At 66.9% G+C, this 26,098-nt stretch carries 24 protein-coding genes; 5 read left to right on the forward strand and 19 right to left on the reverse strand.

Going from position 1 to position 26,098, the window contains the following annotated elements:
* Positions 1 to 18 precede the first annotated feature (18 nt).
* The 15 genes from AAAZ40_RS08335 to AAAZ40_RS08405 form a co-directional block, all read right to left on the reverse strand.
* Positions 19 to 147, reverse strand: coding sequence for a hypothetical protein (locus tag AAAZ40_RS08335; RefSeq protein ID WP_476659930.1), 129 nt, complete (start codon positions 145 to 147; stop codon positions 19 to 21).
* A gap of 52 nt (positions 148 to 199) precedes the next feature.
* Positions 200 to 1,147, reverse strand: coding sequence for an LD-carboxypeptidase (locus AAAZ40_RS08340; RefSeq protein ID WP_476659931.1), 948 nt, complete (start codon positions 1,145 to 1,147; stop codon positions 200 to 202).
* A 9-nt stretch (positions 1,148 to 1,156) separates the two neighbouring features.
* Positions 1,157 to 2,260: a tRNA adenosine(34) deaminase TadA gene (gene tadA / locus AAAZ40_RS08345; RefSeq protein WP_476659932.1), complete on the reverse strand. Its 1,104-nt coding sequence runs from the start codon at positions 2,258 to 2,260 to the stop codon at positions 1,157 to 1,159.
* Between the two features lie 12 nt (positions 2,261 to 2,272).
* Positions 2,273 to 3,067, reverse strand: a complete 795-nt coding sequence (locus AAAZ40_RS08350) for a TSUP family transporter (RefSeq protein ID WP_476659933.1) — start codon at positions 3,065 to 3,067, stop codon at positions 2,273 to 2,275.
* On the reverse strand, positions 3,068 to 4,240 hold the full coding sequence (locus AAAZ40_RS08355; RefSeq protein WP_476659934.1) for an acyl-CoA dehydratase activase-related protein: 1,173 nt from the start codon (positions 4,238 to 4,240) through the stop codon (positions 3,068 to 3,070).
* Positions 4,218 to 6,410, reverse strand: coding sequence for a BadF/BadG/BcrA/BcrD ATPase family protein (locus tag AAAZ40_RS08360; protein ID WP_476659935.1), 2,193 nt, complete (start codon positions 6,408 to 6,410; stop codon positions 4,218 to 4,220). Before AAAZ40_RS08360 ends, AAAZ40_RS08355 begins: the two co-directional genes overlap by 23 nt.
* Positions 6,407 to 8,071 (reverse strand): hypothetical protein, encoded by a 1,665-nt coding sequence (locus AAAZ40_RS08365; protein ID WP_476659936.1) that lies wholly within the window; start codon positions 8,069 to 8,071, stop codon positions 6,407 to 6,409. Before AAAZ40_RS08365 ends, AAAZ40_RS08360 begins: the two co-directional genes overlap by 4 nt.
* 268 nt (positions 8,072 to 8,339) lie before the next feature.
* Complete coding sequence (locus tag AAAZ40_RS08370; RefSeq protein WP_476659937.1) at positions 8,340 to 9,515, reverse strand: acetyl-CoA C-acyltransferase; 1,176 nt, start codon at positions 9,513 to 9,515, stop codon at positions 8,340 to 8,342.
* 54 nt (positions 9,516 to 9,569) lie between these two features.
* Entirely contained in the window at positions 9,570 to 11,684 is a 2,115-nt protein-coding gene (locus AAAZ40_RS08375) for a 3-hydroxyacyl-CoA dehydrogenase NAD-binding domain-containing protein (protein WP_476659938.1), read from the reverse strand.
* A 142-nt stretch (positions 11,685 to 11,826) separates the two neighbouring features.
* Entirely contained in the window at positions 11,827 to 12,522 is a 696-nt protein-coding gene (locus tag AAAZ40_RS08380) for an ABC transporter ATP-binding protein (protein WP_476659939.1), read from the reverse strand.
* 20 nt (positions 12,523 to 12,542) lie between these two features.
* Positions 12,543 to 13,313, reverse strand: coding sequence for an ABC transporter ATP-binding protein (locus AAAZ40_RS08385; RefSeq protein WP_476659940.1), 771 nt, complete (start codon positions 13,311 to 13,313; stop codon positions 12,543 to 12,545).
* On the reverse strand, positions 13,310 to 14,608 hold the full coding sequence (locus AAAZ40_RS08390; RefSeq protein ID WP_476659941.1) for a branched-chain amino acid ABC transporter permease: 1,299 nt from the start codon (positions 14,606 to 14,608) through the stop codon (positions 13,310 to 13,312). Before AAAZ40_RS08390 ends, AAAZ40_RS08385 begins: the two co-directional genes overlap by 4 nt.
* A gap of 13 nt (positions 14,609 to 14,621) precedes the next feature.
* Entirely contained in the window at positions 14,622 to 15,647 is a 1,026-nt protein-coding gene (locus AAAZ40_RS08395) for a branched-chain amino acid ABC transporter permease (protein WP_476659942.1), read from the reverse strand.
* Between the two features lie 16 nt (positions 15,648 to 15,663).
* Complete coding sequence (locus tag AAAZ40_RS08400; RefSeq protein ID WP_476659943.1) at positions 15,664 to 16,917, reverse strand: branched-chain amino acid ABC transporter substrate-binding protein; 1,254 nt, start codon at positions 16,915 to 16,917, stop codon at positions 15,664 to 15,666.
* A 115-nt stretch (positions 16,918 to 17,032) separates the two neighbouring features.
* Positions 17,033 to 18,670: a 3-(methylthio)propionyl-CoA ligase gene (locus tag AAAZ40_RS08405; RefSeq protein WP_476659944.1), complete on the reverse strand. Its 1,638-nt coding sequence runs from the start codon at positions 18,668 to 18,670 to the stop codon at positions 17,033 to 17,035.
* Between the two features lie 94 nt (positions 18,671 to 18,764).
* On the opposite strand from AAAZ40_RS08405, the gene AAAZ40_RS08410 reads away from it, so the two are divergent.
* Genes AAAZ40_RS08410 through AAAZ40_RS08425 form a run of 4 tightly spaced genes read left to right on the forward strand, consistent with a single transcriptional unit; the run spans position 18,765 to position 21,823 of the window.
* The gene (locus AAAZ40_RS08410) at positions 18,765 to 20,243 is read left to right on the forward strand and encodes a protein adenylyltransferase SelO (protein WP_476659945.1); all 1,479 of its coding nucleotides are present in this window, start codon (positions 18,765 to 18,767) and stop codon (positions 20,241 to 20,243) included.
* Positions 20,244 to 20,280: 37 nt separating this feature from the next.
* On the forward strand, positions 20,281 to 20,697 hold the full coding sequence (gene msrB, locus AAAZ40_RS08415; protein WP_476659946.1) for a peptide-methionine (R)-S-oxide reductase MsrB: 417 nt from the start codon (positions 20,281 to 20,283) through the stop codon (positions 20,695 to 20,697).
* A 19-nt stretch (positions 20,698 to 20,716) separates the two neighbouring features.
* A complete protein-coding gene (locus AAAZ40_RS08420) occupies positions 20,717 to 21,007 on the forward strand; it encodes a BolA family protein (protein WP_476659947.1) in 291 nt (96 codons plus the stop codon).
* A gap of 42 nt (positions 21,008 to 21,049) precedes the next feature.
* Positions 21,050 to 21,823: a peptidylprolyl isomerase gene (locus AAAZ40_RS08425; protein ID WP_476659948.1), complete on the forward strand. Its 774-nt coding sequence runs from the start codon at positions 21,050 to 21,052 to the stop codon at positions 21,821 to 21,823.
* A 290-nt stretch (positions 21,824 to 22,113) separates the two neighbouring features.
* Here the strand turns inward: AAAZ40_RS08425 and purH are convergent, their stop codons facing one another.
* From purH to dusB, 3 genes are read right to left on the reverse strand one after another with little or no spacing between them, the layout of a single operon-like run.
* Positions 22,114 to 23,718, reverse strand: coding sequence for a bifunctional phosphoribosylaminoimidazolecarboxamide formyltransferase/IMP cyclohydrolase (gene purH, locus AAAZ40_RS08430; protein ID WP_476659949.1), 1,605 nt, complete (start codon positions 23,716 to 23,718; stop codon positions 22,114 to 22,116).
* 25 nt (positions 23,719 to 23,743) lie between these two features.
* Positions 23,744 to 23,992 carry a helix-turn-helix domain-containing protein gene (locus tag AAAZ40_RS08435; RefSeq protein ID WP_476659950.1) on the reverse strand — a complete coding sequence of 83 codons (249 nt, stop codon included), beginning with the start codon at positions 23,990 to 23,992 and terminating at the stop codon, positions 23,744 to 23,746.
* Positions 23,989 to 25,011, reverse strand: coding sequence for a tRNA dihydrouridine synthase DusB (gene dusB / locus AAAZ40_RS08440; protein ID WP_476659951.1), 1,023 nt, complete (start codon positions 25,009 to 25,011; stop codon positions 23,989 to 23,991). Before dusB ends, AAAZ40_RS08435 begins: the two co-directional genes overlap by 4 nt.
* A gap of 175 nt (positions 25,012 to 25,186) precedes the next feature.
* Here dusB and AAAZ40_RS08445 point away from each other — a divergent pair, with 175 nt between their 5' ends.
* Positions 25,187 to 25,672 carry a YqaA family protein gene (locus AAAZ40_RS08445; protein ID WP_476659952.1) on the forward strand — a complete coding sequence of 162 codons (486 nt, stop codon included), beginning with the start codon at positions 25,187 to 25,189 and terminating at the stop codon, positions 25,670 to 25,672.
* A gap of 48 nt (positions 25,673 to 25,720) precedes the next feature.
* Here the strand turns inward: AAAZ40_RS08445 and AAAZ40_RS08450 are convergent, their stop codons facing one another.
* Positions 25,721 to 26,089 carry an Hpt domain-containing protein gene (locus AAAZ40_RS08450; protein WP_476659953.1) on the reverse strand — a complete coding sequence of 123 codons (369 nt, stop codon included), beginning with the start codon at positions 26,087 to 26,089 and terminating at the stop codon, positions 25,721 to 25,723.
* Positions 26,090 to 26,098: the final 9 nt, after the last annotated feature.

A 26,098-nucleotide genomic window follows, 5' to 3' on the forward strand; every position in this document is an offset into this window, starting at 1 on the left:
GTGGAGGCGCAAGTCTAGTTACCAAGTTAGCAGGCTGACCAAGCGGCTTGAAGCGTGCACGAAGGTGTTGTGGCTGTTGTGGGTGAGCGCATCGCCCACGTGGGCGTTGCCATGTGCGTCTTTGGGCAGTGCGTAGCGTTTGGCCACGCTACCGCCGTGCCGTGTCACGTTCGGCTGGCGCATTAAGTGATCGAGTATATCAACCCCAAAACACCAAACAATCGCGGCCCTGCACCAGCAGCTGTACGCTGCGGCCTACGGGCAGCAGCACTTTGGTGGGCACGTGGCCAAAGGGCAGCCCGGTGAGTACGGGCACGTTCACTTGGGTGCGCAGCCACTGCACCACGCTGGCGAGCTTGAAGCCGCGGTCGTGCGGGGTGAGCTGGAAGCGGTTGAAGGCACCCAGCACGATGGCACGCTGGCGCTGCAACACGCCGCTGTACAGCAACTGGCTGAGCATGCGCTCGATGCGGTAGGGGTGCTCGCCCACGTCTTCGAGGAACAGGATGCCGCCTTCGACCGCAGACAGGTAGGGCGTGCCGACAAGGCCGCTGAGGATCGACAGGTTGCCGCCCCACAGCGGCGCGGCGTCGATGGTCCAGCCCTGATCTGTGGCGGCGGCTTGGACCAGCTCGGGGTGGGCGCGCAGGTCGCGCACGTCGGCCAAGGGCAAGCGCCAGCCGGCGCCCTCGCCTACTCCGGCGCACAAATCGTCGAAGCAGGCTTGCATGATTTCGTCGGGCGGCTCGGGGGTGGCCCAGTCTTCGAGCAGGGCCGGGCCGGCCCAGGTGCAGCCCCCGGTTTGCGCCAGCAGCGCCACCTGCAGGGCGGTGAAGTCGCTCAAGCCCACCCAAGCGCTGCCGCGCTCGATGGAGCTTTGTATGGCGGCGTAGGGCAAGTGGGGCAGCAGCCGCGTGAGGCCGTAACCGCCACGGGTGGTGAGCACGATGTCGGCGCCGCTGGCGGCGGCGCGGCCGATGGCGGCCAGACGGGTGGCGTCGTCACCGGCGAAGCGCTGCCAAGTGCTGAGCGCGTCTGGGTCGATCTCGATTTGGTGGCCTAGGGCCTGCAGCCTTTTTACGGCGCGCTTGAAGCCGGCGCGGTCGCGCACCGCCCCGCTGGGGGAATACAGGTAAATGTGGCTCATGACGCGGGATTATGCGCGCGCGCCGAAGCCCTGCCAGCCCCAAGCCCGCAGCGCCGCCCGGTGCCCGGCATCGGGGTAAGGCAAGGTGGGCCAATCGGGGGGCAGTTGCAGGCACGGCGCGGGTTCGAGTTCGATTGCGGCCACCACCTGCCCAGTGGCCGCAAGCAACGCCTGGGCCAAGGCCTGCGCCAGCCCCGCCTGCCCGGGCGCGTAGCGCAGCTGCAGAGGCGCTGCCGCGCCGGTGGGCATGCAGCCGCTGTGCTGCAGCAGCTGCAGCAACACCTGGGCGTGCTGGTCCACGCTGTGCCAGTGCGTGCGCTTGGGCTTGTCGCTCTGGCCAAAGCCGATGAGGTCGGGCACCAGCACGCGGCTGGCCTGCGCCTGCAGCGCCGTCATGCTGCCGGCCCACTGCGGCCACCAGCCGCTGGGGCCGTGCAGCAGCAGCCACGCCGGCGCCGCCGGGCGTGCCCCCGGCAGGTCGAGCAGGTGCAGGCGCAAACCGCCCAGGGCGGGCAAGTCGGCCACCCAGCGCTGGTGCGCGCGCCACTGCGGCAAAAGCTGCCACACGGGCTCAAAGGCGGCCTCGGGCGTGCGCAGCGCGTCTGGGCGCAGCGGCTGCTGGGTGGCGCGCGCTTGGCTGCGGCGCTGGGCAAAAAAATCTTGCAGCAGCGCCGCGCATTCCTGCGCCCGCACGCCGCCTTGCACGGCTGTGTGGTGGTTGAGCGCGGCAATGGCAAACAGGTCGAGCACCGAACCGGCGGCCCCGGTTTTGGGTTCGGGTGCGCCATACACCAGCCGGCGCAGCCGCGCGTGCAGCATGGCTTGGGCGCACATGGCGCAGGGCTCGAGCGTGACGTAGAGCGTGCAGTCGTCGAGCCGGTAGTTGCCCAGCGCCTGCGCGCCCTGGCGCAAGGCCAGCAGCTCGGCGTGGGCGCTGGGGTCGCACAGGCCGATGGGCTGGTTGTGCGCCGCCGCCAGCAGCGGCTGCGGCGCCCCCGGCCGCACCAGCACCGCGCCCACCGGCACCTCGCCCAGCGCAGCGCCACGGCGCGCCTGCTGTATGGCCAAGCCCATGTAGTGCAGGTCAGCGGGCTCCGGTTGCGTATCGTCCACCACCCTCGCCCCCTAGACCAGCCCCGCCATCAGGCCGAGCCCGATCAGCAGCATGGCTAGGGCCACAAACAGGCGCACGCCTTTGAGCGTGACCTTGGGCAGCAGGCGCTGGCCCAAAAAGGAGCCGCCAAAAGCGCACAGCACCCCGACCGCCACTGGCGCCAGCCATTCGGTGCCGCCAGCCCACGCCTGGGCCAGCGGCCCCCAGCCATAAATGGGCAAACGCGCCAAGTCCACCAGCACCGCCGCCACGATGCCGGTGGCGATGAAGCCTTCTTTGGATAGCCCGGCGCGCAGCAAAAAGGCCGAACGCAACGCGCCTTGATTGCCCGACAGGCCGCCAAAAAAACCCGCCAGCAACCCGCCCAGCGGCAGCCAACGCGGCGCAAATTCGAGTTGCGCAAAGCGCGGCCAGAGCTCGAGCAGGGCAAAGGCGACGATCAAAGCCCCGATCACCAGCTGCACCCCGGTGACCTGCAACTCAAGACCGGCCAGCGTGTAGCGGTGGAGCACCGGCAGGCCGTCGAGCAAAATCAGCAAGCTGGCCCCGAGCACGGCCGCGAACACGGCGGGCAGACCAAAGCGCCACAGCGTGGGCCAGTGGGCATGGCCGGCCATGAGGCCAAACTTGAACAGGTTGTTGGCCAGATGCACCATGGCGGTGGCGGCGATGGCCAGCGGCGGGGGGAAAAACAAGGCAAACACCGGCATCAGCAGCGTGCCCAGCCCGAAGCCCGAAAAAAAAGTCAGCCCCGCCGCCAGCAGCGCCGCCACGCCGACGAGGGCGATCTCTGCGCCCAGCACCACTCAAGCCCCGAGCAACGGGCAGCCGGGTTGGCTGGCGGCGAGCTTGCGGGTGATGATGTCGGCCCCTTGTTTGGACAGGTAGTGCGCCACGGTTTCGACGCGGATTTTGACCGAGCCGGCCGGCTTGGTGGAGTCGAGGTCTTGGAAGGAGAAGAACAGCGTGCCCGAGCGCTCGACGATGGACTGCACTGGCGAATAGGTGGGCTGGTCCATGCCGCACTCGTAGCTGGCCAGCCGCACCACGGCGGCGATCCAAGGCATGCGCGCCGCCACCTTGGCGCCCCACAAAATCTCGTTGGTGTTGCCGCTGTACGACGAAGGCCAGACGTCGCGGATATCCAGCGGCGAGCGGATGTGGCCGGCGGCGATGTCGGGGTCGAACATCCAGTGCAGCAGGTCGGCGTCGATGGGCAGGTACTGCGCCCACAGCACCGGGTAGCCGTGCGCCTGCAGATCGACTTCGATCTCGTGGCCGATGCCGGGGTCCATGTGGTAGGGGCGCGCCAGCACCAAGATGCAAGGGCGCTGCTCGCGCGCGCACCACTCCAAAATCTCGCGCGCTTTGGCGCGCAGGCGCTGGTTGTAGGCGTCTAGGCTGCGGTAGCCCATTTGCACCGCTTCCGTGGTTTCGGCCAGCGTCAGGCCCGGCAGGGCATCGCGCATGCCCTCGTAGAGCTGTTTGGGCACCACCGGCGGGTCGGCCAGCGAGACGAAGGGCGTGACGTGCAGCACCCGCGCTTCGGCAAAGGCGTCGCGCTCTTTGATGAAGCCAGCCTTGATGTTTTCCGAGGCCGCCATGACGCGCGGGCAGGTCAGCGAGGCGTCCACGTGCCCGTCGAGGTACGAGGGCACCGAGTGGATCATGGGCGAGAACAGGATGTCGATCTTGCGCTTGCTGCGCGCCAGCAACTCGCCGTAGTGCCCCGAGATGCACTTGACCGGGTAGCAGCAGTCCACCGTGCCGCGCCCCTTGGCGTAGGTGCGCGCCTGCTCCTCCGAGGTGTCGGATGAAAACTCGATGCGGCGCGGGTCGATCCCTAGGGCCTCGAGAAACCCAAACCAGAACTGGTGTGTGGTCCAGATGTTGAGCACGCGCGGAATGCCGATGCGCAGCTTGGCGCGCGCCTGGCGCTGTGCCGCCAGATCGGCTTCAGTCGGCGCTGGCTGGAACAAGCTCCTCTTTGGCGCGTTTGAAGGCGCCTTCACGAACCAGTTCAGCAATGTTCGGGTAGGCACGTCGCGCTTCCTCCAGTTGATCTTTAACGACTTTCATTTCTTTCACGTCTTCGAGCAAGCCCTTGGGGCAGGTGTTGCCGCTGATGACGCGCTCCCAGCCCGCCTCGACCGGCACCTTGCTCCACGGCCGCCCGGCGGCGCCGGGTATCTGCACGTCGATGAAGGTGCGGCGGCAGTTGACCGGGCACCAGTGGCAGACGGTGTCTTCGTTGGTGGTGGCTTTGTACTCAAGCGACTCAATCAGATCATAGCCGCGAAAACGGGTTTGCTGGCCGCCTTTGAACCAATCGAGCGCGCACAGCGCGGCGCCGATGGCCCCGGCCTCGCCCGAATAGGGGTGCACCACCACGTCGGCGCTGGGCACTTTGGCGTGGATGAAATCGACTTGCGCCTTGACCACCGCCAGATTGCGGTGCGTGCCGCCCTGGAGCACGAACTTGCGCCCGACTGCGGCCAGGTTTTGGATTTGCCCGGCATAGACCCAGACGTTGAGCGGCAACACCGCCGCCAGCGCCGCCATGATTTCTTCGCGCGCCCAGCCCTTGCGCTGCTGGTTGACGATGTCGGACTGCAAAAACACGCCGCAGCCCATGGCCAGCGCCGGAATGGAGCGCGCCTGGAAGGCGTTTTGCGCGTAGTCTTCGAGCGGGATGCGGTAGCGCTCGGCCACCCCCTGCAAAAAGGCCCCGTTGCCCGAGGAACACTGCGAGTTGAGCCGGAAATCGGCCACGGTGCCTTGGCGCAGCAGCATGATCTTGACATCGGTGCCGCCCACGTCGCAGATCACGTCGGCGTCGGGGATGTAGTGCAGCGCGGCGGTGGCGTGGGCCACGGTCTCGACCACGGCCATGTCGGAGCCGACGATGTCTTTGAGCAGGTCTTTGCCGTAGCCGGTCAGGCCCAAGGCGCCGATGCGCTCAAAACCGGCGGCGCGCACCTGGCGCATCAGCCCCTTGGCGTCTTCGATCGGGTTGCCGTTGGAGGGCACGTAACAGCTGGCCAGCACCTCGCCGGTTTGCGACAGCACCACGGCCTTGGCGGTGGTGCTGCCAAAGTCGCAACCCAAAATCACCGTTTGCTCGGTCAGGCTGGCGGCCGCTGCGGCCGACGGCACCCCGCGCTGGGTTTGGCCGTAGCTTTGCATGAAGCCCTCAAGCTCTGCGGCGCTGGCGGTCAGGCCCTTGGCGCCTTCGCGGGCTTTTTGCTCGTGCTGGCCCTCGCTGATCCACCAGCGCAGGCGTTCGGTGCCGCTGTAGATGCCGACCGTGGCCGGTTCGGTGCGCCCGATTTCGATGCAGCCGATGCAGGCGTAGTAGAGCGCCTCGGAGGGCACCAAAATCAGCGATTCGGGGCTGGAGCCCTCGGGCAAGGCGACGTGGCGCTCGTTCCAGAGCTTGGCCAGGTGGTGGCGCCACGCCTCTTGCAAGCCCTTGAAGAACAGGTTGGGGCCGCCCAGCAGCAGCACGTGCGGCGTGGGCACATTGCCCTTGGTGAGGGTGGCCAGGTTTTGATAGACCACGGCCTCGAACAGGCTGGCGATGATTTCGGGCACCGGCACGCCGCTCTTGACCAGCGTGTTGGCGTCGGTTTCGGCAAAGATGCCGCATTTTGAGCTGATCTTGTGCAAATCCAGCCCGACATAACCCATCTGCGCCAGTTCATCCGGCGCCACCTTGAGCTTGCGCGCGGTTTTTTCGATGAAGGTGCCGGTGCCGCCGCTGCACGCCGACTGCATGAACACCTGCTTCGATTTGCCGTCGCCGCTGGGGCTGAAGAACAGGGTCTTCATGTCTTCGCCGCCGATTTCGGACACGAAGTTCACCTCGGGGTGCAGCTTTTCCACCGCCGCCGAGACCGCCACCACTTCCTGCACGAACTTGGCCCCCAGCAAAGGGGCGATCAGGCCGGCACCGGAGCCGGTGAGGAAGAGGCGATCGACCCCAGGCGCGAAGCCGCATTCGGCTTCGAGGCGCTGCAGGAACTCCAGCACCTTCTCGGCCTGCTTGGTGTCGTGGCGCTGGTAGTCTTGCCACAGCACGCCGCCGCTGCCGTCGTCGAGCAGCGCCTTGACGGTGGTCGAGCCGACGTCGAGGCCCAGCCGCTTCATGCGCGCACCCCAGGCAGGCCCTTGAGGTGGGCGATGTGCAGCGCCAGGTTGGCCGCCGTGCCGGCCACGCCGTAGTGCGGCACCCGGTAGGTGGCGCGCGAGAGCTCGGGCCGCGCCGCCACCTCGGCCGCCAGCTGGGCTTCGGTGAGGCCGATGCGTTGCAGCACCGATTCGAACTCGCGCACGGCGCGCTTTTTGGCCTCGGTCAGAATCATCTGGCAGCGCGACAGCGCGTGCACCTCGGCGTCGCCCTTGATCTCGATCGGCGCATAGAGCAGATCGGGGTATTTGCCCTGCACCGCCGCCATGGCGCCGATGCTCATGGTGTTGGGCATGCAGGCGTAGGGCGAGAGCTCGCACGTCATGTGCGCCTTCTTGTGCAGGTGTGCCCACAACGCCTTGCCGATGAGCATGTCGCCCTCGCCGCCGCTGAGGCGCTTGTGGAAATACGGCGCCGCCAGGTCGCGCAGCACGGTCTGCTCGGGCAAGGCGTGGGGCACATCGCCCAGCGCGTGGCGCATGCGGTTGTAGGTCCAGCGCAGCAGGGTCTGGATGGCGGCGTAGGTGGCGTTCTGGCGCCGCGCGCCGGGCTCGATGCCGATGCGTTCCTCGATCCGCTGGCGCCCGAAGCGCAGCAGGTAGTCGAGCCAGATGGCGACCGGGGCCGGATAGACCTCGGCGCCTTCGCTCTCGAGCCAACTGTGGATGTTGTAGTTGGCGTCGCCCTCGACCGTTTGCAGATAGAACTCGCCGGTGATCTTGACCAGCGGCTTGACGCGCAGCCGATCGACCTCGATGGCGTCAAAGCGCCGCCGCACCTCGCGCAGGGCGTTGACGAAATACGGCGTGGCGAAGTGCCACACCAGTGGGCCCCATTTCTTGCCCCGCTCCGGGCGTTGGCGCATGGTCTGGTACAGATACTCGATCGACTCACGCGCCACACGCGAGGTTTCGCCGGGGTTTTTCTCGTAGGGGCGGACCTGGTATTCGAGGTCTTGCACCACGTCGGCCAGCAACACGCCCCAGACCGCACCCAGGGTAAAGGCCGGATTGAGCTCCAGCCCGCCGCCGTGCGCCGGCCCTTGATCGACCTTGGTTTGCTCGAGCAAAAACAGGCGGAACGACTCCAGCCCCACGTTGCGCAGCGCCAGTTCGTAGCTTTGGTGGTACTGGCCGAAGCGGCAGGCGCCGCAGGCCCCGGCGGTGATGTAGATGTATTCTTGGTTGACGCGCTCGACCCCAATGCGCTTGGCCTCGCTGCTCAGGAAGTTGGCCAGGTTGCCGGTGACGAAGCTGGTGGGGCAACACTGGCCGATGTCGGCCACTTCGCGCCCGGTGAGCAGATCGGCGCGGGTCGGGTTGGGCAGCACCTGCACCCGGTAGCCGAGGTTTTCCATGCCGCCTTGCATCAGGCGCTCGGCGCGCCAGTGCAGGCCGCCGAACAGAATCGTGACCTTGTCGCGCTCTTCGCGCGTGAAAGGCCGGGGCTTGTAGGCGCGGTAGTGGCCGCTGGCCGACCCTTGGCTGGGTGCCGATGCCGACGGCCCCAAGGGCGGCAAGCCCTGCGGGGTTCGCTTGACGACCGCAGCGTTGGGGTGTTCGGTGACGACCCGAATTTGTTGCAGTGCAGTCAAACCGCGCGATGCTTCGCTGATGCTCATACCCAATCCTTTCGATGCACAGAACCGAACCTATCCAAAACCCGCCGAACCTTGAGCTGCGTCGATTCTGCAACAGGGAGCGCACAGAAAGCGTTAAGCCGTAAAAATGCTGTGGTTATCGCTTGCCATGAGCTCGTGGAAATTCTAGATCAAACCGGCTCGGCCGCCACCAACGCACGCCCGCGCCGACGCCTGAGCGAGCGCGCTGCAAACGGTTGGAGTCCACCCTATCGGCTGGAGTTCCGAGGGTGGGATGCAAATCGGGCGCTTACAGCACCTCGAACACCCCGGCCGCGCCCATGCCGCCGCCGATGCACATGGTCACGCACACCCGTTTGGCGCCGCGCCTTTTGCCCTCGATGAGCGCGTGCCCGGTCAAGCGCTGGCCCGAGACACCGTAGGGGTGGCCGAGCGCGATCGCGCCGCCGTTGACGTTGAGCCGCTCGTTGGGGATGCCGAGCCGGTCGCGGCAGTAGAGCACCTGCACGGCAAAGGCTTCGTTGAGCTCCCACAGGTCGATGTCATCGACCTCGAGGCCCAACTTGGCCAGCACCTTGGGCACGGCAAACACCGGGCCGATGCCCATTTCGTCGGGCTCACACCCGGCCACGGCAAAGCCGAGGAAGCGGCCCAGCGGCTGCAAGCCCTGTTTTTGCACCAAGGTTTCGTGCATCAGCACGCAGGCGCCAGCGCCGTCGCTGAACTGGCTGGCGTTGCCCGCGGCCACCAAACCGCCGGGCAGCGCCGGTTTGATGCCGCTGATGCCCTCGCGCGTGGTGCCTGCGCGCAGGCCCTCGTCCTGGCTCACGCTGACGGTGCGCGTGATCAGGCCCAGGGTTTTGTCGGCCACGCCGGCACGCACCTCGATGGGCGCGATCTCGTCAGCAAAACGCCCTGCGGCTTGGGCGGCGCAGGCTTTTTGCTGGCTGGCGGCACCGTATTCGTCCATCGCCTCGCGCCCGATGCCGTAGCGCTGCGCCACCTGTTCGGCGGTTTGCAGCATGCTCCAGTAGAGCGTCGGTTTGGCCTGCTCGAGCGCCGGGTCGAAACGCATGTGCTGGTTCATTTCCTGCTGCACGCACGATATGCTCTCGACGCCCCCGGCGACATAGACCTCGCCCTCGCCGGCGATGATGCGCTGCGCCGCCAGCGCGATGCTTTGCAAGCCCGAGGAGCAAAAGCGGTTGACCGTGAGACCGGAGGTGCTCACTGGGCAACCGGCGGCCAGCGCGATCTGGCGCGCGATGTTCATGCCGGTGGCCCCTTCGGGGTTGGCGCAGCCCATGATCACGTCTTCGACCACGGCCGGGTCGATGCCGGCGCGGGCAATGGCATGGCGCACCGCATGGCCGCCCAGCGTGGCGCCATGGGTGAGATTGAAAGACCCTTTCCAGCTTTTGGCCAGCGGGGTGCGTGCGGTCGATACGATGAGGGCGTGGCTCATGGGCTGATGCTCCAGATTCGGTTGCGGCAAGGGGCCGTTGCATGTGCCGGTGGCTTAGCCGGTGAAGGTGCGGCCTTCGGCGAGCAGGCGCTCGATCAAGGGGGCGGGCTGCCAAAAGGCGCCGTCGTCGTAGGGGTTGCGGGCAAAGCGGCGCATGGCTTGCACCACGTTGCACAGGCCGTACTGGTCGGCGTAGTGCATCGGGCCGCCGCGCCAGACCGGAAAGCCGTAGCCGGTGAGGTACACCATGTCGATGTCGCCGGCCTTGGCGGCGATGCCCTCTTGCAGAAGGTGCGCGCCCTCGTTGACCAGCGCAAACACCATGCGCTGCACGATTTCTTCGTCGTCGATGGCGCGCGCCTCGAGCCCCAGGCTCTGGCAATGCCGGGCGAGCAGTTGCTGCACCAGCGGACTGGGGATGGGGTCGCGCTTGCCCGGGGCGTAGTCGTACCAGCCGGCGCCGGTTTTTTGGCCAAAACGCCCGAGTTCGCACAGCAAATCGGCGCTTTTGCTGTAACGCACCTCGGGCTTTTCCACGTAGCGGCGCTTGCGGATGGCCCAGCCGATGTCGTTGCCGGCCAGGTCGCCGACGCGAAACGGCCCCATGGCAAATCCGAACTGCTCCAGGGCCCGATCGACCTGCTGCGGCGTGCAGCCCTCGTCGAGCAGGAAGCCGGCCTGACGCACGTACTGCTCGAGCATGCGGTTGCCGATGAAGCCGTCGCACACGCCCGAGACCACGCAGGTTTTTTTGATCGTTTTGCCCAGCGCCATGACGGTGGCCAGCACGTCGTGGGCGGTTTGCGCGCCGCGCACCACTTCGAGCAGCTTCATCACGTTGGCGGGGCTAAAGAAGTGCAGCCCGACCACGTCTTGCGGGCGCCGGGTGAAAGCGGCGATGCGGTTGAGGTCCAGCGTCGAGGTGTTGGACGCCAGAATGGCGCCGGGCTTCATGACCGCATCGAGCTGTCTGAATACCTGCTCCTTGACGCCCATGTCCTCGAACACGGCTTCGATCACCAGATCGGCGTCGGCCAAGTCGGCGTAGCTCAGGGTGCTGCGCAGCAAGGCGAGGCGCTGGTCGAGCTGTTCCTGCTTGAGCTTGCCCTTGATGACCTGGGCCTGATAGTTTTTGTGGACGGTGGCCAGCCCACGATCGAGCGCGGCCTGCTGCTGCTCGAGCAACACCACCGGAATGCCGGCGTTGAGGAAGTTCATGGCGATGCCGCCGCCCATGGTGCCGGCCCCGATGACGGCCACCGAGCGGATGGGGCGCAGCGGGGTGTCGGCGGGCACGTCGGCGATTTTGCTGGCGGCGCGCTCGGCCGCGAACACGTGGCGCAGCGCCATGCTCTCGGGCGTGTGCATCAGGTTGACGAACATTTCGCGCTCCAGCGCCAGCCCGTCTTCGAAGGGCTTGAGCGTGGCCAGCTCCACGGCGTCGATGCACTTGAGCGGGGCCGGGTAGCGCGGCGCCATGCCCTTGGCCATGTTGCGCGCAAACTGGAAATAGGCCGCGCCCTGCGGGTGCCGGCACGGCAGATCGCGCACCCGTGGCAGCGGCGTGCCGTCGGCGTGGCGCTGCGCCACCTCGCGCGCCAGCGCCAGCGCTTCGTCGAGCAGCGCATCGTTCGAAGCGGCGATGCGGTCAAACAGCTTTTGCCCCGGCAACTGGGCCAGCAGCTCGCTGGCCACCGGTTCGCCGCTGACGATCAGGTTCAACGCCGGCTCTACGCCCAGGGCGCGCGGCAGGCGCTGGGTGCCGCCGGCGCCAGGAATCAGGCCCAGCTTGACTTCGGGCAGCGCCATGCGCGTGCCCGGAGCAGCGATGCGGTAGTGGCAGCCCAGCGCCAGCTCCAGCCCGCCACCCATGCAGATGCCGTGCAGGGCCGCCAGCACCGGCTTGGGCGAGGACTCGCAGACGCGGATCAGGCCGTGCAGATTGGGCTCTTGGTAGGCCTTGGGGGAGCCGAACTCTTTGATGTCGGCGCCGCTGGAAAACAGCTTGCCGGCCCCGGCGAGCACGATCGCCTGCACCGCCGGGTCGTCTTGCGCCCGCCACAGCGCCTGCACCGCGGCGCGGCGCGTGGCCAACCCCAAGCCGTTCATGGGCGGGTTGTCGAGCGTGATCACGGCCACTGCGCCGTGGGTCTGGTAATGCGCGGTCATGCGGTCTCCTGTGGGGGGTGGCAAGGCAGCAACGGACGACAAAAAAGCACGACCGTTCGCTCGACAGACATTCTACAAAGGCGCGGCGGCGGCGCCCATTGGGGGCTGTCGCCGGTTTGTCAGCTGCAGCACCACACCAACACTAGACCTCCAGCCACTCACGGCGGATGTAGCGGTTCTCTTGCAAGGCCGCCGGGGTGTCGTCGAACACGATGCTGCCGTGGCCCATGACCAGCGCGCGGTCCGAGATCTGCAAGGCGATGGTCAGCTTTTGCTCGATCAGCAGCACCGACACGCGCCGGGCCTTGAGGGTTTGCAGAAACGCCGCCACCTGCTCGACGATCTTGGGCGCCAGGCCCTCGGTGGGCTCGTCGATGATGATCAGCTCCGGGTCGCCCATGAGGGTGCGGCACAGGGTCAGCATCTGCTGCTCGCCACCCGACAGCACCCCGGCCTCGGTGTGCTCGCGCTCCTTGAGGCGCGGGAACATGGCGTACATGTCGTCAAAGCTCCAGCGGCTGTTGCTGTGGCCGCTTTTGACGCCCAGCAGCAGGTTTTGCTGCACCGTGAGCTTGGGGAAAATGTCGCGGCTCTCGGGCACGTAGCCGATGCCGAGGTGCGCCACCTCGTAGGGTTTGCGCCCACCGATGCGCTGGCCCTTCCAGACGATGCTGCCCTCGGTATCGACCAGCCCCATGATGGCCTTGGCGGTGGTCGAGCGCCCGGAACCGTTGCGCCCCAGGAGGGCCACGATTTCACCCGGCGCAACCTTGAACTGCACCCCGTGCAGGATGTGGCTTTTGCCGTAAAAGGCGTGTAGGTTGTCGATTTCCAGCATGTTTGCTCTCTGCGCCCTTTTCAGTGCGCTGCGGCCAGCACCGAGCCCAGGTAGGCCTCCTGCACCCGCGGGTTGGCGCGCACCGCCTCGGGGGTGTCGAAGGCGATCAGCTCGCCATAGACCAGCACCGCGATCTTGTCGGCCAAGCCAAACACCACACCCATGTCGTGCTCGACCGTGAGCAGGGTCTTGCCCACCGTGACTTCGCGGATCAGGTCGATGAAGCGCTTGGTCTCGCTTTTGCTCATGCCCGCCGTGGGCTCGTCGAGCAAGACCACGCCGGCGCCCCCGGCGATGGTGACGCCGATCTCGAGCGCGCGTTGCTCGGCGTAGCTCAGGTTCATGGCCAGGGTGTCGCGTTTTTTCTCCAGCCGCATGAGGTGCAGCAGCGCATCGACGCGCTCGATCACGTCTTCGAGGTCGGCCAAGAACTTGAGGAAGGTGTAGCGGTAGCCCAGGCTCCAGAGCACGGCGCAGCGCAGGTTTTCGAACACGCTCAGCTTGGGAAACAGGTTGGTGATCTGGAAGCTGCGGCTCAGGCCCATGCGGTTGATGACGTAAGCCGGTTTGCCGTCGATGCGCTGGCCGTTGAGCCAGATTTCGCCGCTGCTGGGCCCAAAGCGACCGCTCATCAGATTGAACAGGGTCGATTTACCAGCCCCATTGGGGCCGATGATGGCCACCCGCTCCCCAGCGGCCACGGCCAGATCGACGCCACGGATGATCTCGGTCTTGCCGAAGCGCTTGCACACGCCCTTGAGCTCGATTGCGTACGGTGCGGGGCTGCTCATGCGGTCTCCCGGCGTTTGATTTCTTTTTCGATGTCGGTCTGGATTGCGGCCCACTGCTGGCTGAAGCTGCGCCGACAAAGCTCGAACAGGCCAAAACTGGTGAGCGCCACGAACACGGCCCCAAACCAGACGTCGGGATCGAGCGTGTTGAGCGACATGCCGAGGAACGGCACCACATCGCCCATGGCGGTACCCAGTTGCAGGTGGTAGATCATCTCGATCAACGCCCCCAGGCTGACCAGCAGCGCCAGTGCCGTGGCCCCCAGCCCAAGGTAACTGGCCCAGAGCTCGCCCAAGCGGCCAAACAGCGCCAGGCGCAGGTTCATCATGATCAGCCCGGCAATGCCGCCCGGTGCGTACATCACCATGAAGACGAAGATCAACCCGAGGTAGAGCATCCACGCCTTGGTGATTTCGGAGAACATCACGAACGCCAGCACCATCAGGATGCCGCCAATGATGGGGCCGAAGAAAAAGGTCACGCCACCCAGAAAGGCAAACAGCAGGTAGGAACCAGAGCGGATCGGGCCCACCACCTCGGAGGTGACGATCTCGAACAGCACCGCTGCCATGCCGCCCGCGATGCCAGCAAAGAAGCCAGCGATCATGAACACCAGGTAGCGCACGGTTTGCGGGTCGTAGCCGATGAACTCGACCCGCTCCGGGTTGTCGCGCACCGCGTTGATGATGCGCCCCAGCGGCGTGCGGGTGTAGGCAAACATCAGCGCCACGCACAGGAAGGTGTACCCCGCGATCAGGTAATAGACCTCGATCAGGGGCCCGAAACTGATGCCCCAGAACGGCTCCCCGATCACGCGGTCGGCCGAGACCCCGGCTTCACCGCCAAAAAAGATGAAGAACACCATCGAGGCAATGAAGATCAGCTCACCCACCCCGAGCGTGATCATGGCGAAAGCGGTGCCGGCCTTTTTGGTCGTCACGTAGCCAAACAGCAAGGCGAAAAACAGCCCCGCCAAGCCGCCAACCAGGGGGATCAGCGCCACCGCCGGCACCGGCAAACCGGCGTCGCCCAGCAGCAGCAGCGCATGCATGGCCACATAGGTGCCCAGCCCGGCATAGACGGCGTGACCGAAGCTGAGCATGCCGCCCTGCCCCAGCAGCATGTTGAACGACAGGCAGGCGATGATGGCAATGCCCATTTGCGCCATCATGCTGATGGCAAAGCTGCTGTCGAACACCAGCGGCGCCAACAGCAGCACCAGGGCAAAGAGCGACCAGATGAACCAGCGCCCGACATTGATGGGCCGGAATTGATAGTACTTGGTAGCGGTCATGGACTGCGGTCTTTCAGTGGTCGCGGTTGCCGAGCAAACCGTGCGGCCGGAAGATCAGCACCAGCACCAGCAGCAAAAAGGGCAACAGCGGCGCCGCCTTGGACAGCGTGAAGCGCATGAGCTCGTGCGCTTGCGCCTCGGCCGACAGCGCCACCCCCATGGCCAGCAACATGCTGCCCAGCGATTGGTCGATCGCCACCGCAAAGGTCTGCATGATGCCGATCAGCAGCGAAGCCAAAAAGGCCCCTGCCAGCGAGCCCAGCCCGCCCACCACCACCACCACGAACACGATCGCCCCGAGGGTGAGCGCCATCGCCGGTTCGGTGACGAAGGTGCTGCCCCCCATGACCCCGGCCAGCCCGGCCAGCCCGGTGCCGGCGCCAAACACCAGCATGAACACGCGTGGCACGTTGTGCCCCAGCGCCTCCACCATTTCGGGGTGCTTCAAGGCCGCCTGAATCACCAGCCCGACCCGGGTGCGCGTGATCAGCAGCCAGAGCGAGACCAGCATGAGCAGCGCCACGCCCATGATGAAGGCGCGCGTGGCCGGAAACAGTGAACAGATCGCCGGCCCGAGCGGCTGGCACTGCTCCAGCGCGGCCCGGCCCCAGGCAAACCCAAGGCTGCCGTCGGGCTGGCTGAGCAGCGTGAACGCCGAACCCTGCAACAGCTCGGGCGGCCGGAACTCGACCGCGATCCGGCCCCAGATCAGCTGCACCAGCTCCAGGATGATGTAGGACAGGCCGAAGGTGACCATCAACTCGGGCACGTGCCCGTACTTGTGCACCTTGCGCAGGCTGTACTTCTCGAATAGGGCCCCGAGCAAGCCCACCAGCAGCGGCACCAGCAACAGCGCGGCCCAAAAGCCCACGATCTGCGACACCGCAAAGCCCATGTAGGCCCCGACCATATAGAAGCTGGCGTGGGCGAAGTTGAGCACGCCCATCATGCTGAAGATCAGCGTCAGGCCCGAACTGAGCATGAACAGCAGCAGCCCAAAGCTGATGCCGTTGAGCAACGAGATGATGAAGAACTCCATCGGCGCGCTTTGCGGATCAGGCCGGGGCAGCCGGGCGCTGCATGGCGCAACTCGTCGGGGTGCTGGCCACGTAGGCATCGAAACGGCGCACCAGGGCCAGCGTCATGCCGGTGTTCTCGGGGCTGTAGGGGTGCTGGGCATCGACGCGCTGCCAGCGCGTCAGAAACAGTGGCTGCTGCAACTGGTGGTCGGCGCGGCGCATTTCCACCGGGCCGCTGAAGCTGTTGAAGCGCAGCCCCGACATGGCGTGCGCCACCCGCACCGGGTTGGTCGAGCGCGCGTTCTGCATCGCCACCCCGAGCGCGTTCAGGATGTGGATGATCGAACCGGTATAAAAATCGTCGTTGAAGCGCTGGCGGAACTCGTTCATCCAGGTCTGCATCTGGCCGCCCATGTTGTAGTGGTTGTAGGCGATCTGGTACACGCGGCCTTCGGAGGCGGTGCCCAGCGCCGTCGGGGTACCGGTGACGCCGGCATAGTAGGTGAAAAAGCGGCCCCGGTAGCCGGCGTCGTTGGCGGCGCGAATGAGCAGCGTGAGGTCCGAGCCCCAGTTGCCGGTGATCACCGAATCGGCGCCCGAGGCCATGATTTTGGCCACATAGGGGGCGAAATCGCGCACTTGCGCCAGCGGGTGCAGGTCTTCACCGACGATCTGGATGTCGGGCCGCTTGCGCGCCAGCATCTCTTTGGCAAAGCGCGCCACCTGGTGCCCGTGGGCGTAGTTCTGGTTGATCAGGAACACGCGCCGGATGGTGGGCTCGCCGCGTATGTGGGTGGTCAGGGCCTCCATCTTCATGGAGGTGTCGGCGTCGAAACGGAAATGCCAGAAACTGCAGCGGCTGTTGGTCAGATCGGGGTCTACCGCCGAGTGGTTCAAAAATACCACTTCCTGACCCGGGTTGCGGCTGTTGTGGCGGTTCACGGCCTCGATGATCGCCCCGGCAATACCCGAGCTGTTGCCCTGCGAGATGAAGCGGATGCCGCGGCCGATCGCTGCCTGCACGGCGGTGAGGGTTTCGGAGGCGCTGAGCTTGTTGTCAAAGCCCTCGACCTCGAAACGGACCCCGGCCGGGTTGCCGGCGCCGCTGAATTTTTCGGCAAAAAACTGGAAACTGCGCAGCTGGTTGATCCCCACCGGCCCCATCAGGCCGGATTGCGGGTCGATCAGGGCGATGCGCACGGTCTCGCCGCGCTGCGCCCACGCCGGTACGGCAGGCAAGGCGCTGGTGAGCAAGGCGGCGGCGGTGAGTTCGCGGCGAGTGAGCTTCATGGGTGGGTCTCCTGTGGGTGTGGTTGTCGCCCATGCAGCTTAGCCACTATTGGGCGCCAGGGTTCTAAGGGATTGCCCTAGCTGCTATCGCTTTGGTGACTGTGCACCCAGCCGCTCACAGACCCGGCAAGCGGTAATCGCGCAACTGCTCCCTTAGCTTCATTTTTTGCATCTTTCCGGTGGCGCCCAGCGGAATCGAGTCCATGAAGATGACGTCGTCGGGGATTTGCCACTTGGCGATCTTGCCGGCGTAGAAGTCGAGCAGTTGCTCGCGCGTCAGCTCCTGCCCGGGCTTTTTGACCACCACCACCACCGGGCGCTCGTCCCACTTGGGGTGCGGCACGCCCACGCAGGCCGCCATCAGCACCGCCGGGTGCGCCATGGCGATGTTTTCCACGTCGATGGAGCCGATCCACTCGCCGCCGGACTTGATCACGTCTTTGCTGCGGTCGGTGATCTGCATGAAGCCGTCGGCGTCGATGGTGGCCACGTCGCCGGTGGGAAACCAGCCGTCGAGCAGCGGCGGCGGGCCTTCGCCACGAAAATAATCGCGCACCACCCACGGCCCCTTGACCAGCAGCTCGCCCGCCGAACGCCCGTCCCAGGGCAGCTCGTCGCCGTTGGCATCGACGACCTTCATGTCGATGCCAAAAATCGCCCGCCCCTGTTTGAGGCGGATCTGCATCTGCTCGCTTTCGGGCCGGCTCAGGTGCTGGTTCTTGAGCGTGCACAGGGTGCCCAGCGGGCTGAGCTCGGTCATGCCCCAAGCGTGCAGCACCTCGACCCCATAACGCTCCCTGAAGGCGCGGATCATGGCCGGCGGGCAGGCCGAGCCACCGATCACGGTGCGCTGCAGCTGCGGCAGCTTCAGATCGTGCTGCCCCATGTGCGTCAGCAGCATCTGCCACACCGTGGGCACACCAGCGGCAAAGCTCACGCCCTCGCTGCTCAGCAGCTCATAGACCGATTTGCCATCGAGCGCGGGCCCGGGCAGCACCAGCTTGCAGCCGACCGCGCATGCCGAGTAGGGTATGCCCCAGGCGTTGACGTGAAACATCGGCACCACCGGCAGCACGCTGTCGCGCGCGCTCAGGCACATCACGTCGGGCAAGGCAGAGGCGTAGGCGTGCAGGATGGTCGATTGGTGGCTGTAGAGCACGCCCTTGGGGTTGCCGGTGGTGCCACTGGTGTAGCACAGGCTGGAGGCGCTGCGCTCATCGAAACGCGGCCATCGATAGCCGCCGCTGTGGCCCTCGATCCAGCTCTCGTAGCTGGCCAATGCGGGCACCTGCGCGGCCCCGGACAAGCTGGCGAGCGCGGCCTGGTCGCACAAGGCCACCCACAGGCGCACGCTCGGGCAGTGGGCGGCGATGGCCTGCACGATGGGCCAAAAGCTGAGGTCGAAGCACAGCACCTGGTCTTGGGCGTGGTTGACGATCCAGGCAATCTGCTGCGGCAGCAGGCGCGGGTTGATGGTGTGCAGCACGCGCCCAGAGCCGCTGACGCCAAAATACAGCTCAAAATGGCGGTAGCCGTTCCAGGCCAGCGAGGCCACGCGCTCGCCTTGCTCCAGGCCCAGCGCGTCGAGGGCCTGCGCCAGTTGGCGCGAGCGCTGCGCCGCCTGGGCGTAGGTGCTGCGGTGGATGTCGCCCTCGACCCGGCGCGAGACGATCTCGACCTCGCCGTGGTGACGGGCCGCGTGTTCGATCAGGTCTGAAATCAGCAGGGGTTGCTCTTGCATCAGGCCAAGCATGTCGTGTCTCCGGTGTGGGTTGTCATGGTGCGATCTTAGTCGCGCCTCATCCCCACCGGCAACGGGGCCTAGACGCACAGCGGACAATGTCGGCATGGAATTGCAAAGCAGCCGCTTCGAGTCGCTGGGCCCGGCCTTCTACACCCGGCTCGGGCCGCAGCCCTTGGCCGACCCCTATTGGGTGGGCTGCAGCCCCGCCGCCGCGGCCGACCTCGGCTTGCCTGCTGCCTGGCCGCACAGCGCCGCGCACCTGGCACTGGCCAGCGGCAATGCGCTCGCGCCCGGCGCCTCGCCGCTGGCCAGCGTGTACAGCGGGCACCAGTTTGGCGTCTGGGCCGGCCAGTTGGGCGATGGCCGGGCGCTGCTGCTGGGCGAGCGCGCCGGGCCCGAGGCGCTGTGGGAGGTGCAGCTCAAGGGCAGCGGCCGCACGCCCTACTCGCGCATGGGCGACGGCCGCGCCGTGCTGCGCAGCTCGATCCGCGAGTTTCTGTGCAGCGAGGCCATGCACGCGCTGGGCGTGCCGAGCACGCGCGCCTTGTGCGTCACCGGCTCGCCCACGGCCGTGCGGCGCGAGCGCGTCGAGACGGCGGCAGTCGTCACGCGGCTGGCCCCGAGCTTCATCCGCTTCGGGCATTTCGAGCATTTTTCGCGGCGCGGGTTGCACGCCGAGCTGCGCGCCCTGACCGAATTCGTGATTGCCCACCACTACCCCGATTGCGCCGCCTGGCCACAACCGGCGCAGCGCACCGCCGCGCTGCTGGCAGCCGTGACGCGGCGCACCGCCGAGCTGCTGGCGCAGTGGCAGGCGCTGGGCTTTTGCCACGGCGTCATGAACACCGACAACATGAGCATCTTGGGGCTGACGATCGACTACGGCCCGTTCCAGTTCATGGACGGCTTCGACCCGCAGCACATCTGCAACCACTCCGACGACAGCGGCCGCTACGCCTGGGCGCAACAGCCGCGCATCGCGCTCTGGAACCTGTACTGCCTGGCACAAGCGCTGCTGCCGCTGCTGGATGATCCGGAGCAGGCGCGGGCGGCCCTGCAGCCTTTCGAAAGCCACTTTGCCGCCGCGCTGCAGCAGCGCTTCAACGCCAAGCTGGGCCTGAGCGAGCTTCGCCCCGACGACGCCCAGCTGAGCGACGATCTGCTGCGCCTGCTGGCCGACGAGCGCGCCGATTTCACCTGGTTCTGGCGCTGCCTGAGCGCTGGCGTGGCCGACTATGCGCACAGCGCCCGTGTGGCCGACCTGGGGCCAGCACGCGCCCAACTGCAGCAAACCGATGCCTTCGATGCCTGGGCACGGCGCTGGCGCGAACGCCTGCTCAGTGAAGCCGGACACACGCCCGAACAGGCCAGCACCCTGATGCGACGCAGCAACCCGCGCCTGGTGCTGCGCAACCACCTGGCACAAGCGGCCATCGAGGCCGCCGAGCAGCGCCAGTTCGAGCCCCTGCAGCGCCTGCAAGCCGCGCTGGCACAACCCTACGACGACCTGCCCGACTGCGACGATCTGGCCGCTGCGGCACCCGAATGGGCGGCACAGATCGTGCTAAGCTGCTCGTCCTGATCTGCCTATCAACGCCGCAGCCTGCCCGCTACCGACCATGGAATTTGCCATCCACAAAAGCCCCGAGCAGTGGCGCGAACTGCTGGCCACCAAGGCGGCCGAGCCGCTGGCCTACGCCGTGACCCGGCAAGCCGCCACCGAGCGCCCTTTCACCGGCCGCTACGAAGCGCACTGGGCCGTAGGCCGCTACCACTGCATCTGCTGCGGCCAGCCTTTGTTTGACAGCAGCACCAAGTTCGACGCCGGCTGCGGCTGGCCCAGCTTCAGCCAGGCCCTGGCGGGTGCGGTGAGCGCACGCCGCGACCACAGCCACGGCATGGTGCGCACCGAAACCTTGTGCAAGCAATGCGGCGCCCACCTCGGCCATGTGTTCGACGACGGCCCGGCCCCCACGGGCCTGCGCTACTGCATGAATTCGGCCGCGCTCGAGTGGCAGGCACCAGACAGCCAGTGAACAGCGATAAGGGCTCCCTGTGATACCGACCCCGACCCCGACCCCCCTACCCCCCAGCGCCGAGGCGCTGCGCGCCACCTTGCAGCAAAGCCTGGCGCCGCACCTGCTGGAAGTGATCGACGAGAGCGCCGCGCACGCCGGCCACGCTGGAGCCAACGCGCACGGCTATGGCAGCCACTTTCGGGTGCGCATCGCGGCCGCGCGCTTTGACGGCTTGAGCCGGGTGGCGGCGCACCGGCTTGTGTATGATGCGCTTCGTCCCTTTATAGACGCAGGCCTGCACGCGCTGGCGATCGAGATTCGCCGCTAGTTGGCACGCCCCCCTTACCCTCCTGCTCCCTGCCCTCAGCCCATGAAACTCCTGCTCACTGCCGTGGCCTTGGCCGCCGCCCTCGCCCTGCCCGCCCACGCGCAAAATCTGGCCATCGTCAACGGCCAACCCGTGCCCACGGCGCGCCTCAATGCGCTGGTGCAACAAGCCGAACGCGGCGGCCGCACCGTGGACGACGCCATGCGCGCCCAGTTGCGCGAAGAGGCCATCATGCGCGAGATTTTTGCGCAGGAAGCCGAACGCCGCGGTCTGCGCGCCAGCCCCGAGTTCCGCGCCCAGGTGCAATTGGCCACGCAAACCCTGCTCATCCGCGAGCTGTTCGCCGACTTCCAGCGCAAAAACCCGGTCACCGCAGCCCAGGTACAGGCCGAATACGCCAAATTCGCCGCCGCCAACCAAGGCCAGGAGTTCCGCGTGCGCCACATCCTGGTCGAGACCGAGGCCGAGGCCCGCGCCCTGCTGACCGAAATCCGCGCCGGCGCCAACTTCGAGGAACTGGCGCGCACGCGCTCGCGCGACCCCGGCTCCGCCCCCCGCGGTGGCGACCTCGACTGGGCCGGCGCTGATGTGTTCGTGCCCGAGTTCTCGCAAGCCATGATCAAGCTCGGCAAAGGCCAGCTGAGCGCCGAGCCGGTGCGCACCCAGTTCGGCTGGCACCTGATCCGCGTCGACGACGTGCGCACCGCGCAACTGCCGCCGCTGGAGGCGCTCAGGCCGCAGATCGAGCAAAACCTGATGGAACAGCGCCTGATGGCATTCCAGGAAGAGCTGCGCAGCCGGGCGCGGATACGCTGAAACGCCGCCCAAGCCAGCCAGCCCCCAAGGCCAGCTGGGGTGGCTGGGCGGGCTGAAGGCCGATTTCCTGGCCGCGCCAGCGGACAGCATGAGGCCGACGGCCCGCCCAGCCGCCCCAGCTGGCCAGTCTGAAGGCCGATTTCTGGCCGCGCCAGCGGACAGCATGAGGCCGACGGCCCGCCCAGCCGCCCCAGCTGGCCAGTCTGAAGGCCGATTTCCTGGCCGCGCCAGCGGACAGCATGAGGCCGACGGCCCGCCCAGCCGCCCCAGATGACCAGCGCACGGCACTTTCAATGCCGGAAGTGCCGCACCCCGGTGAACACCATCGCCAGGCCGCGCTCGTTGGCGGCGTCGATCACCTCTTGGTCGCGCATGGAGCCACCGGGTTGGATGATGCAGCAGGCACCGGCGTCGGCCACCGCGTCGAGCCCGTCGCGGAACGGGAAAAAGGCATCGCTGGCCACCACCGAACCCTGCAGCGTCAAGCCGGCATGCGCCGCCTTGAGACCGGCGATGCGCGCCGAATCGAGGCGGCTCATCTGCCCCGCCCCCACGCCCAGCGTCATGCCGTCGCGGCAAAACACGATCGCGTTCGACTTCACGTACTTCGCCACCTTCCAGGCAAACAGCAGGTCGTCGAGCTGCGCCGGCGTGGGTTGCAGCGCCGTCACGGTTTTCAGGTCGCTGCGCTGCAGCTCGAAGTTGTCGGCAGTTTGCAGCAGCAGGCCCGAACCCACGCGCTTGATGTCGATGGCATTGCGCCCACGCGCCCAGTCGCTGGCATCGGTCTGGGCCAGCGCCGGCAGGGCGATCTTGAGCAGGCGCACATTGGCCTTGGACTTGAACACCGCCAGCGCCTCGGGCGTGAAGTCGGGGGCGATCAGCACCTCGACGAACTGCCTGGACACCGCCTGCGCCGCGGCACCGTCGAGCGCGCGGTTGAAGGCGATGATGCCGCCAAAGGCACTGGTCGGGTCGGTCTGGAACGCCTTCTCGTAAGCCTGGTGCGCGCTTGCGCCCACCGCCACACCGCACGGATTGGCGTGCTTGACGATCACGCAAGCCGGCTGGGCCAAGCTTTTGACGCACTCCCAAGCCGCATCGGCGTCGGCCAGGTTGTTGTACGACAGCTCTTTGCCCTGCAGCTGCGTGCCGGTGACCAGCGAGCCCGGGGCCGGATCGAGGTCGCGGTAGTAAGCGGCCTGCTGGTGCGGGTTTTCGCCGTAACGCAAATCCTGCAGCTTGACGAAGCGGCCGTTGCTCTGGCCCGGGAACAGCAGGCGCGGGGCCACCGCAGCCCCCGACGGCACGCCAGCAGACAAGTCCAATGCCGACAGATAATCACTGATGGCGCCATCATAATGACTGATGCGGTTAAAAGCCGCCACCGCCAATTGCAGACGGGTGCGCTCGCTCAAGCCCCCGTCCTGCAGCTCGGCCAGCAGCAGCGGGTACTGGCTGGCGTCGGTGAGCACGGCCACGTCGCGCCAGTTTTTGGCCGCCGAGCGCACCATCGCCGGGCCGCCGATGTCAATGTTCTCGATCGCCTCATCCAGCGTGCAGCTGGGCTGCGCCACCGTGGCCTCGAAGGGGTAGAGGTTGACCACCAGGATGTCGATGGTGCCGATGCCCTGCGCCTGCAGCGCCGCCATGTGCTCGGGCCGCTCGCGCCGCGCCAGCAAGCCGCCATGGACCGTGGGGTGCAGGGTTTTCACGCGGCCATCGAGCATTTCGGGGAAGCCGGTCAGCTCGGCCACCTCGGTCACGGGCAGACCGTCCTGGGCCAGCAGGCGCGCCGTGCCACCAGTTGAGATGAGCTGCACGCCCAGCGCGTGCAGGCCGCGCGCGAGTTCGAGCAGGCCGGTTTTGTCAGAGACCGAGAGCAGGGCTTTCATGGGCAACATTCACTTGAAACAAAAATCAAAAATCGAGCAGGCCGTGTTCTTGCAGCTTTTTGCGCAAGGTGTTGCGGTTCAGGCCCAGCCATTGCGCGGCGCGCGACTGGTTGCCGCCGGCGCGCGCCAGCACCACCTCGAGCAGCGGTTTCTCTACCGTGCGCAGCAGCATGTCGTGCATGTTGGCCGGTTCGCTGGCGCCCAAATCCTTGAAGTAGGCCTCGATGTTGGCGCGCACGCTGTCGGGCAGGTTGGGGGCGGTTGGGGGACTCATGCGGCCAGCCTCCATCGAGGGTCGGGGGTGCGCTCGGGGGCGCGCTCGAACCACGCCTGCACGCAGCGCAGCTGTTGCGCGGCGGTTTCGGCGCGGTTCACGGCCTGCCTGAACTCGGCTTGTTGCAGTGCCGAATCGGCCAGGGAGCGGGCGTACCAGCCCAGGTGTTTGCGTGCGCTGCGCACGCCGCTGTGTTCGCCGTAAAGCCGGTAGTGTTCGAGCAGATGCGCGCGCAGCAGCCGGCTCAGTTCGGTTGCGTCTGGCGCAGGCAGATGCACGCCGGTGGCCAAATAGTGCGCGATCTCGCGAAACAGCCACGGCCGGCCTTGGGCGGCGCGGCCGATCATGATCGCGTCGCAACCGCTGGACGCCAGCACCGCACGCGCTTGCTCGGGGCTGTCGATGTCGCCGTTGGCCACCACCGGAATGCGCAGCACCGCCTTCACCGCCGCTGCCGTGTGGTGCTCGGCCAGGCCCTTGTAGCCCTGCGCACGCGTGCGCCCGTGCAGCACGACCATCTGCACCCCGGCGGCCTCGGCCGCACGCGCCAGTTGCAGCGCGTTTTTTTCGGCCTCGCACCAGCCGGTGCGCATTTTGAGCGTCACCGGCACGCCGTGCGGCAGGCACGCCGCCACCACCGCCTCGATGATCGCCAGCGCGCGCGGCGGGTCTTGCATCAGGGCCGATCCGGCCCACTGGTTGCACACCTTTTTGGCCGGGCAACCCATGTTGATGTCGATGATCTGCGCGCCGCGGTCGATGTTGCTGCGCGCCGCATCCGCCATCTGCGTCGGCTCGGTGCCGGCAATCTGCACCGCGATCGGGCCGGGTTCGCCCACATGATCGAGGCGGCGCAGGGTTTTGAGGCTGTCGCGCAGCTCGGGCCGGGCGCTGATCATCTCGCTCACCGCGTAGCCCGCCCCCAACTGCTTGCACAGGGTGCGAAAGGGCCGATCCGTGACCCCGGCCATGGGGGCGACGAACAGGGGGTTGTCGAGGGTGTAGGGACCGATGCGCATCCAAAATACCGCAAGAAACACCCAGCCGCGCCACCCCCTGGGAGGGCGCCCGGTGCAGCGGCTGCCTATGAGTTGAGCAGGCGATTGTACCCGGCGCATTTCCCGAAAAAAGCCCAAGCCCAGCCCGACAACGGAGCTGCCGCGCTCACGGCGTCGCCCTTATACTGGCCCCACGATGGAAGCGCTGCTGTGGTCGATCCTGGATGCCTTGCGTCTGCCACAATTTGGCCTGACGACGGTGTTTGTGGTCGCCTATCTGTCGGCCACTTTGCTGCCGCTGGGTTCGGTGCCAGTGGTGCTGGGCGTGATCAAGCTCAACCCGGAGCTCTACTGGCCAGTGATGCTGGTGGCCACGGCCGGCAACACCTTGGGCGCCATCACCAACTGGCTGCTGGGCTACGGCGCCCATTCGGCGGTGGACAAGGTGCGCGGCTCGGCCACCCACGTCAAGGCGCTCGAGTGGTTGCGCCGTTTTGGCCCCAAGGCCTGCCTGGTGAGCTGGTTGCCGGGCATCGGCGACCCGTTGTGCGCGGTGGCCGGCTGGTTGCGCCTGCCTTTTTGGCCTTGCGTGTTCTACATGGGGCTGGGCATGTTTTTGCGCTACTTGACCTTCATCACGGCCCTGCTGTGGCTGCTGCCCGACGAGTGGGCCGAGTTTTAGGTTGATCCTCTGCTGCGCAACCCAGAAATCCGCTGCCTGGCTGCACACTCATGGGAGCGGATCAAGCCCAAAGGCCGCGACCATGCGCGCGCGCAGCGCCGACCACAGCCTTTGCAGCTCGGGCCAGTCGGCGCGCTCGGCCTCGAGTTGCAAGGCGTGAGCCGTGGGGCTGATTTCGGTATGACCCAGGGTGTTGAGCACACCCTTGAGGCTGTGCGCCAGGCGGCCCAATGCGGCCCGATCCTGCTGTGCAGCCAGCAGCGCGGCAGCGAGCTGAAAATCGTGCGCAAACTGCTCGATGCAGGCGGCGCGAAAGGCCAGGAACAAGGCGCTGTCGTTTTCGAACAGGGTCTGCAAGGCCACCTGCTCGCACTGGGGCAGATGCGCCGCCTCGCCGCCGGCCGTCAAGGCCGGCAACGGGCACGG

Source organism: Serpentinimonas sp. SMBJO2, assembly GCF_056341105.1.

What these genes read in the sequence shown, in the direction of transcription:
- AAAZ40_RS08425 (WP_476659948.1), top strand. Translation starts at nt 21,050, where the DNA reads ATGAAACTCCTGCTCACTGCCGTGGCCTTGGCCGCCGCCCTCGCCCTG.
- AAAZ40_RS08435 (WP_476659950.1), bottom strand. Translation starts at nt 23,992, where the DNA reads ATGAGTCCCCCAACCGCCCCCAACCTGCCCGACAGCGTGCGCGCCAAC.
- AAAZ40_RS08390 (WP_476659941.1), bottom strand. Translation starts at nt 14,608, where the DNA reads ATGACCGCTACCAAGTACTATCAATTCCGGCCCATCAATGTCGGGCGC.
- purH (WP_476659949.1), bottom strand. Translation starts at nt 23,718, where the DNA reads ATGAAAGCCCTGCTCTCGGTCTCTGACAAAACCGGCCTGCTCGAACTC.
- AAAZ40_RS08370 (WP_476659937.1), bottom strand. Translation starts at nt 9,515, where the DNA reads ATGAGCCACGCCCTCATCGTATCGACCGCACGCACCCCGCTGGCCAAA.
- AAAZ40_RS08385 (WP_476659940.1), bottom strand. Translation starts at nt 13,313, where the DNA reads ATGAGCAGCCCCGCACCGTACGCAATCGAGCTCAAGGGCGTGTGCAAG.
- dusB (WP_476659951.1), bottom strand. Translation starts at nt 25,011, where the DNA reads ATGCGCATCGGTCCCTACACCCTCGACAACCCCCTGTTCGTCGCCCCC.
- AAAZ40_RS08405 (WP_476659944.1), bottom strand. Translation starts at nt 18,670, where the DNA reads ATGCTTGGCCTGATGCAAGAGCAACCCCTGCTGATTTCAGACCTGATC.
- AAAZ40_RS08365 (WP_476659936.1), bottom strand. Translation starts at nt 8,071, where the DNA reads ATGAGCATCAGCGAAGCATCGCGCGGTTTGACTGCACTGCAACAAATT.
- AAAZ40_RS08445 (WP_476659952.1), top strand. Translation starts at nt 25,187, where the DNA reads ATGGAAGCGCTGCTGTGGTCGATCCTGGATGCCTTGCGTCTGCCACAA.
- AAAZ40_RS08340 (WP_476659931.1), bottom strand. Translation starts at nt 1,147, where the DNA reads ATGAGCCACATTTACCTGTATTCCCCCAGCGGGGCGGTGCGCGACCGC.
- msrB (WP_476659946.1), top strand. Translation starts at nt 20,281, where the DNA reads ATGGAATTTGCCATCCACAAAAGCCCCGAGCAGTGGCGCGAACTGCTG.
- AAAZ40_RS08380 (WP_476659939.1), bottom strand. Translation starts at nt 12,522, where the DNA reads ATGCTGGAAATCGACAACCTACACGCCTTTTACGGCAAAAGCCACATC.
- AAAZ40_RS08360 (WP_476659935.1), bottom strand. Translation starts at nt 6,410, where the DNA reads ATGAAGCGGCTGGGCCTCGACGTCGGCTCGACCACCGTCAAGGCGCTG.
- AAAZ40_RS08410 (WP_476659945.1), top strand. Translation starts at nt 18,765, where the DNA reads ATGGAATTGCAAAGCAGCCGCTTCGAGTCGCTGGGCCCGGCCTTCTAC.
- AAAZ40_RS08395 (WP_476659942.1), bottom strand. Translation starts at nt 15,647, where the DNA reads ATGGAGTTCTTCATCATCTCGTTGCTCAACGGCATCAGCTTTGGGCTG.
- AAAZ40_RS08375 (WP_476659938.1), bottom strand. Translation starts at nt 11,684, where the DNA reads ATGACCGCGCATTACCAGACCCACGGCGCAGTGGCCGTGATCACGCTC.
- AAAZ40_RS08400 (WP_476659943.1), bottom strand. Translation starts at nt 16,917, where the DNA reads ATGAAGCTCACTCGCCGCGAACTCACCGCCGCCGCCTTGCTCACCAGC.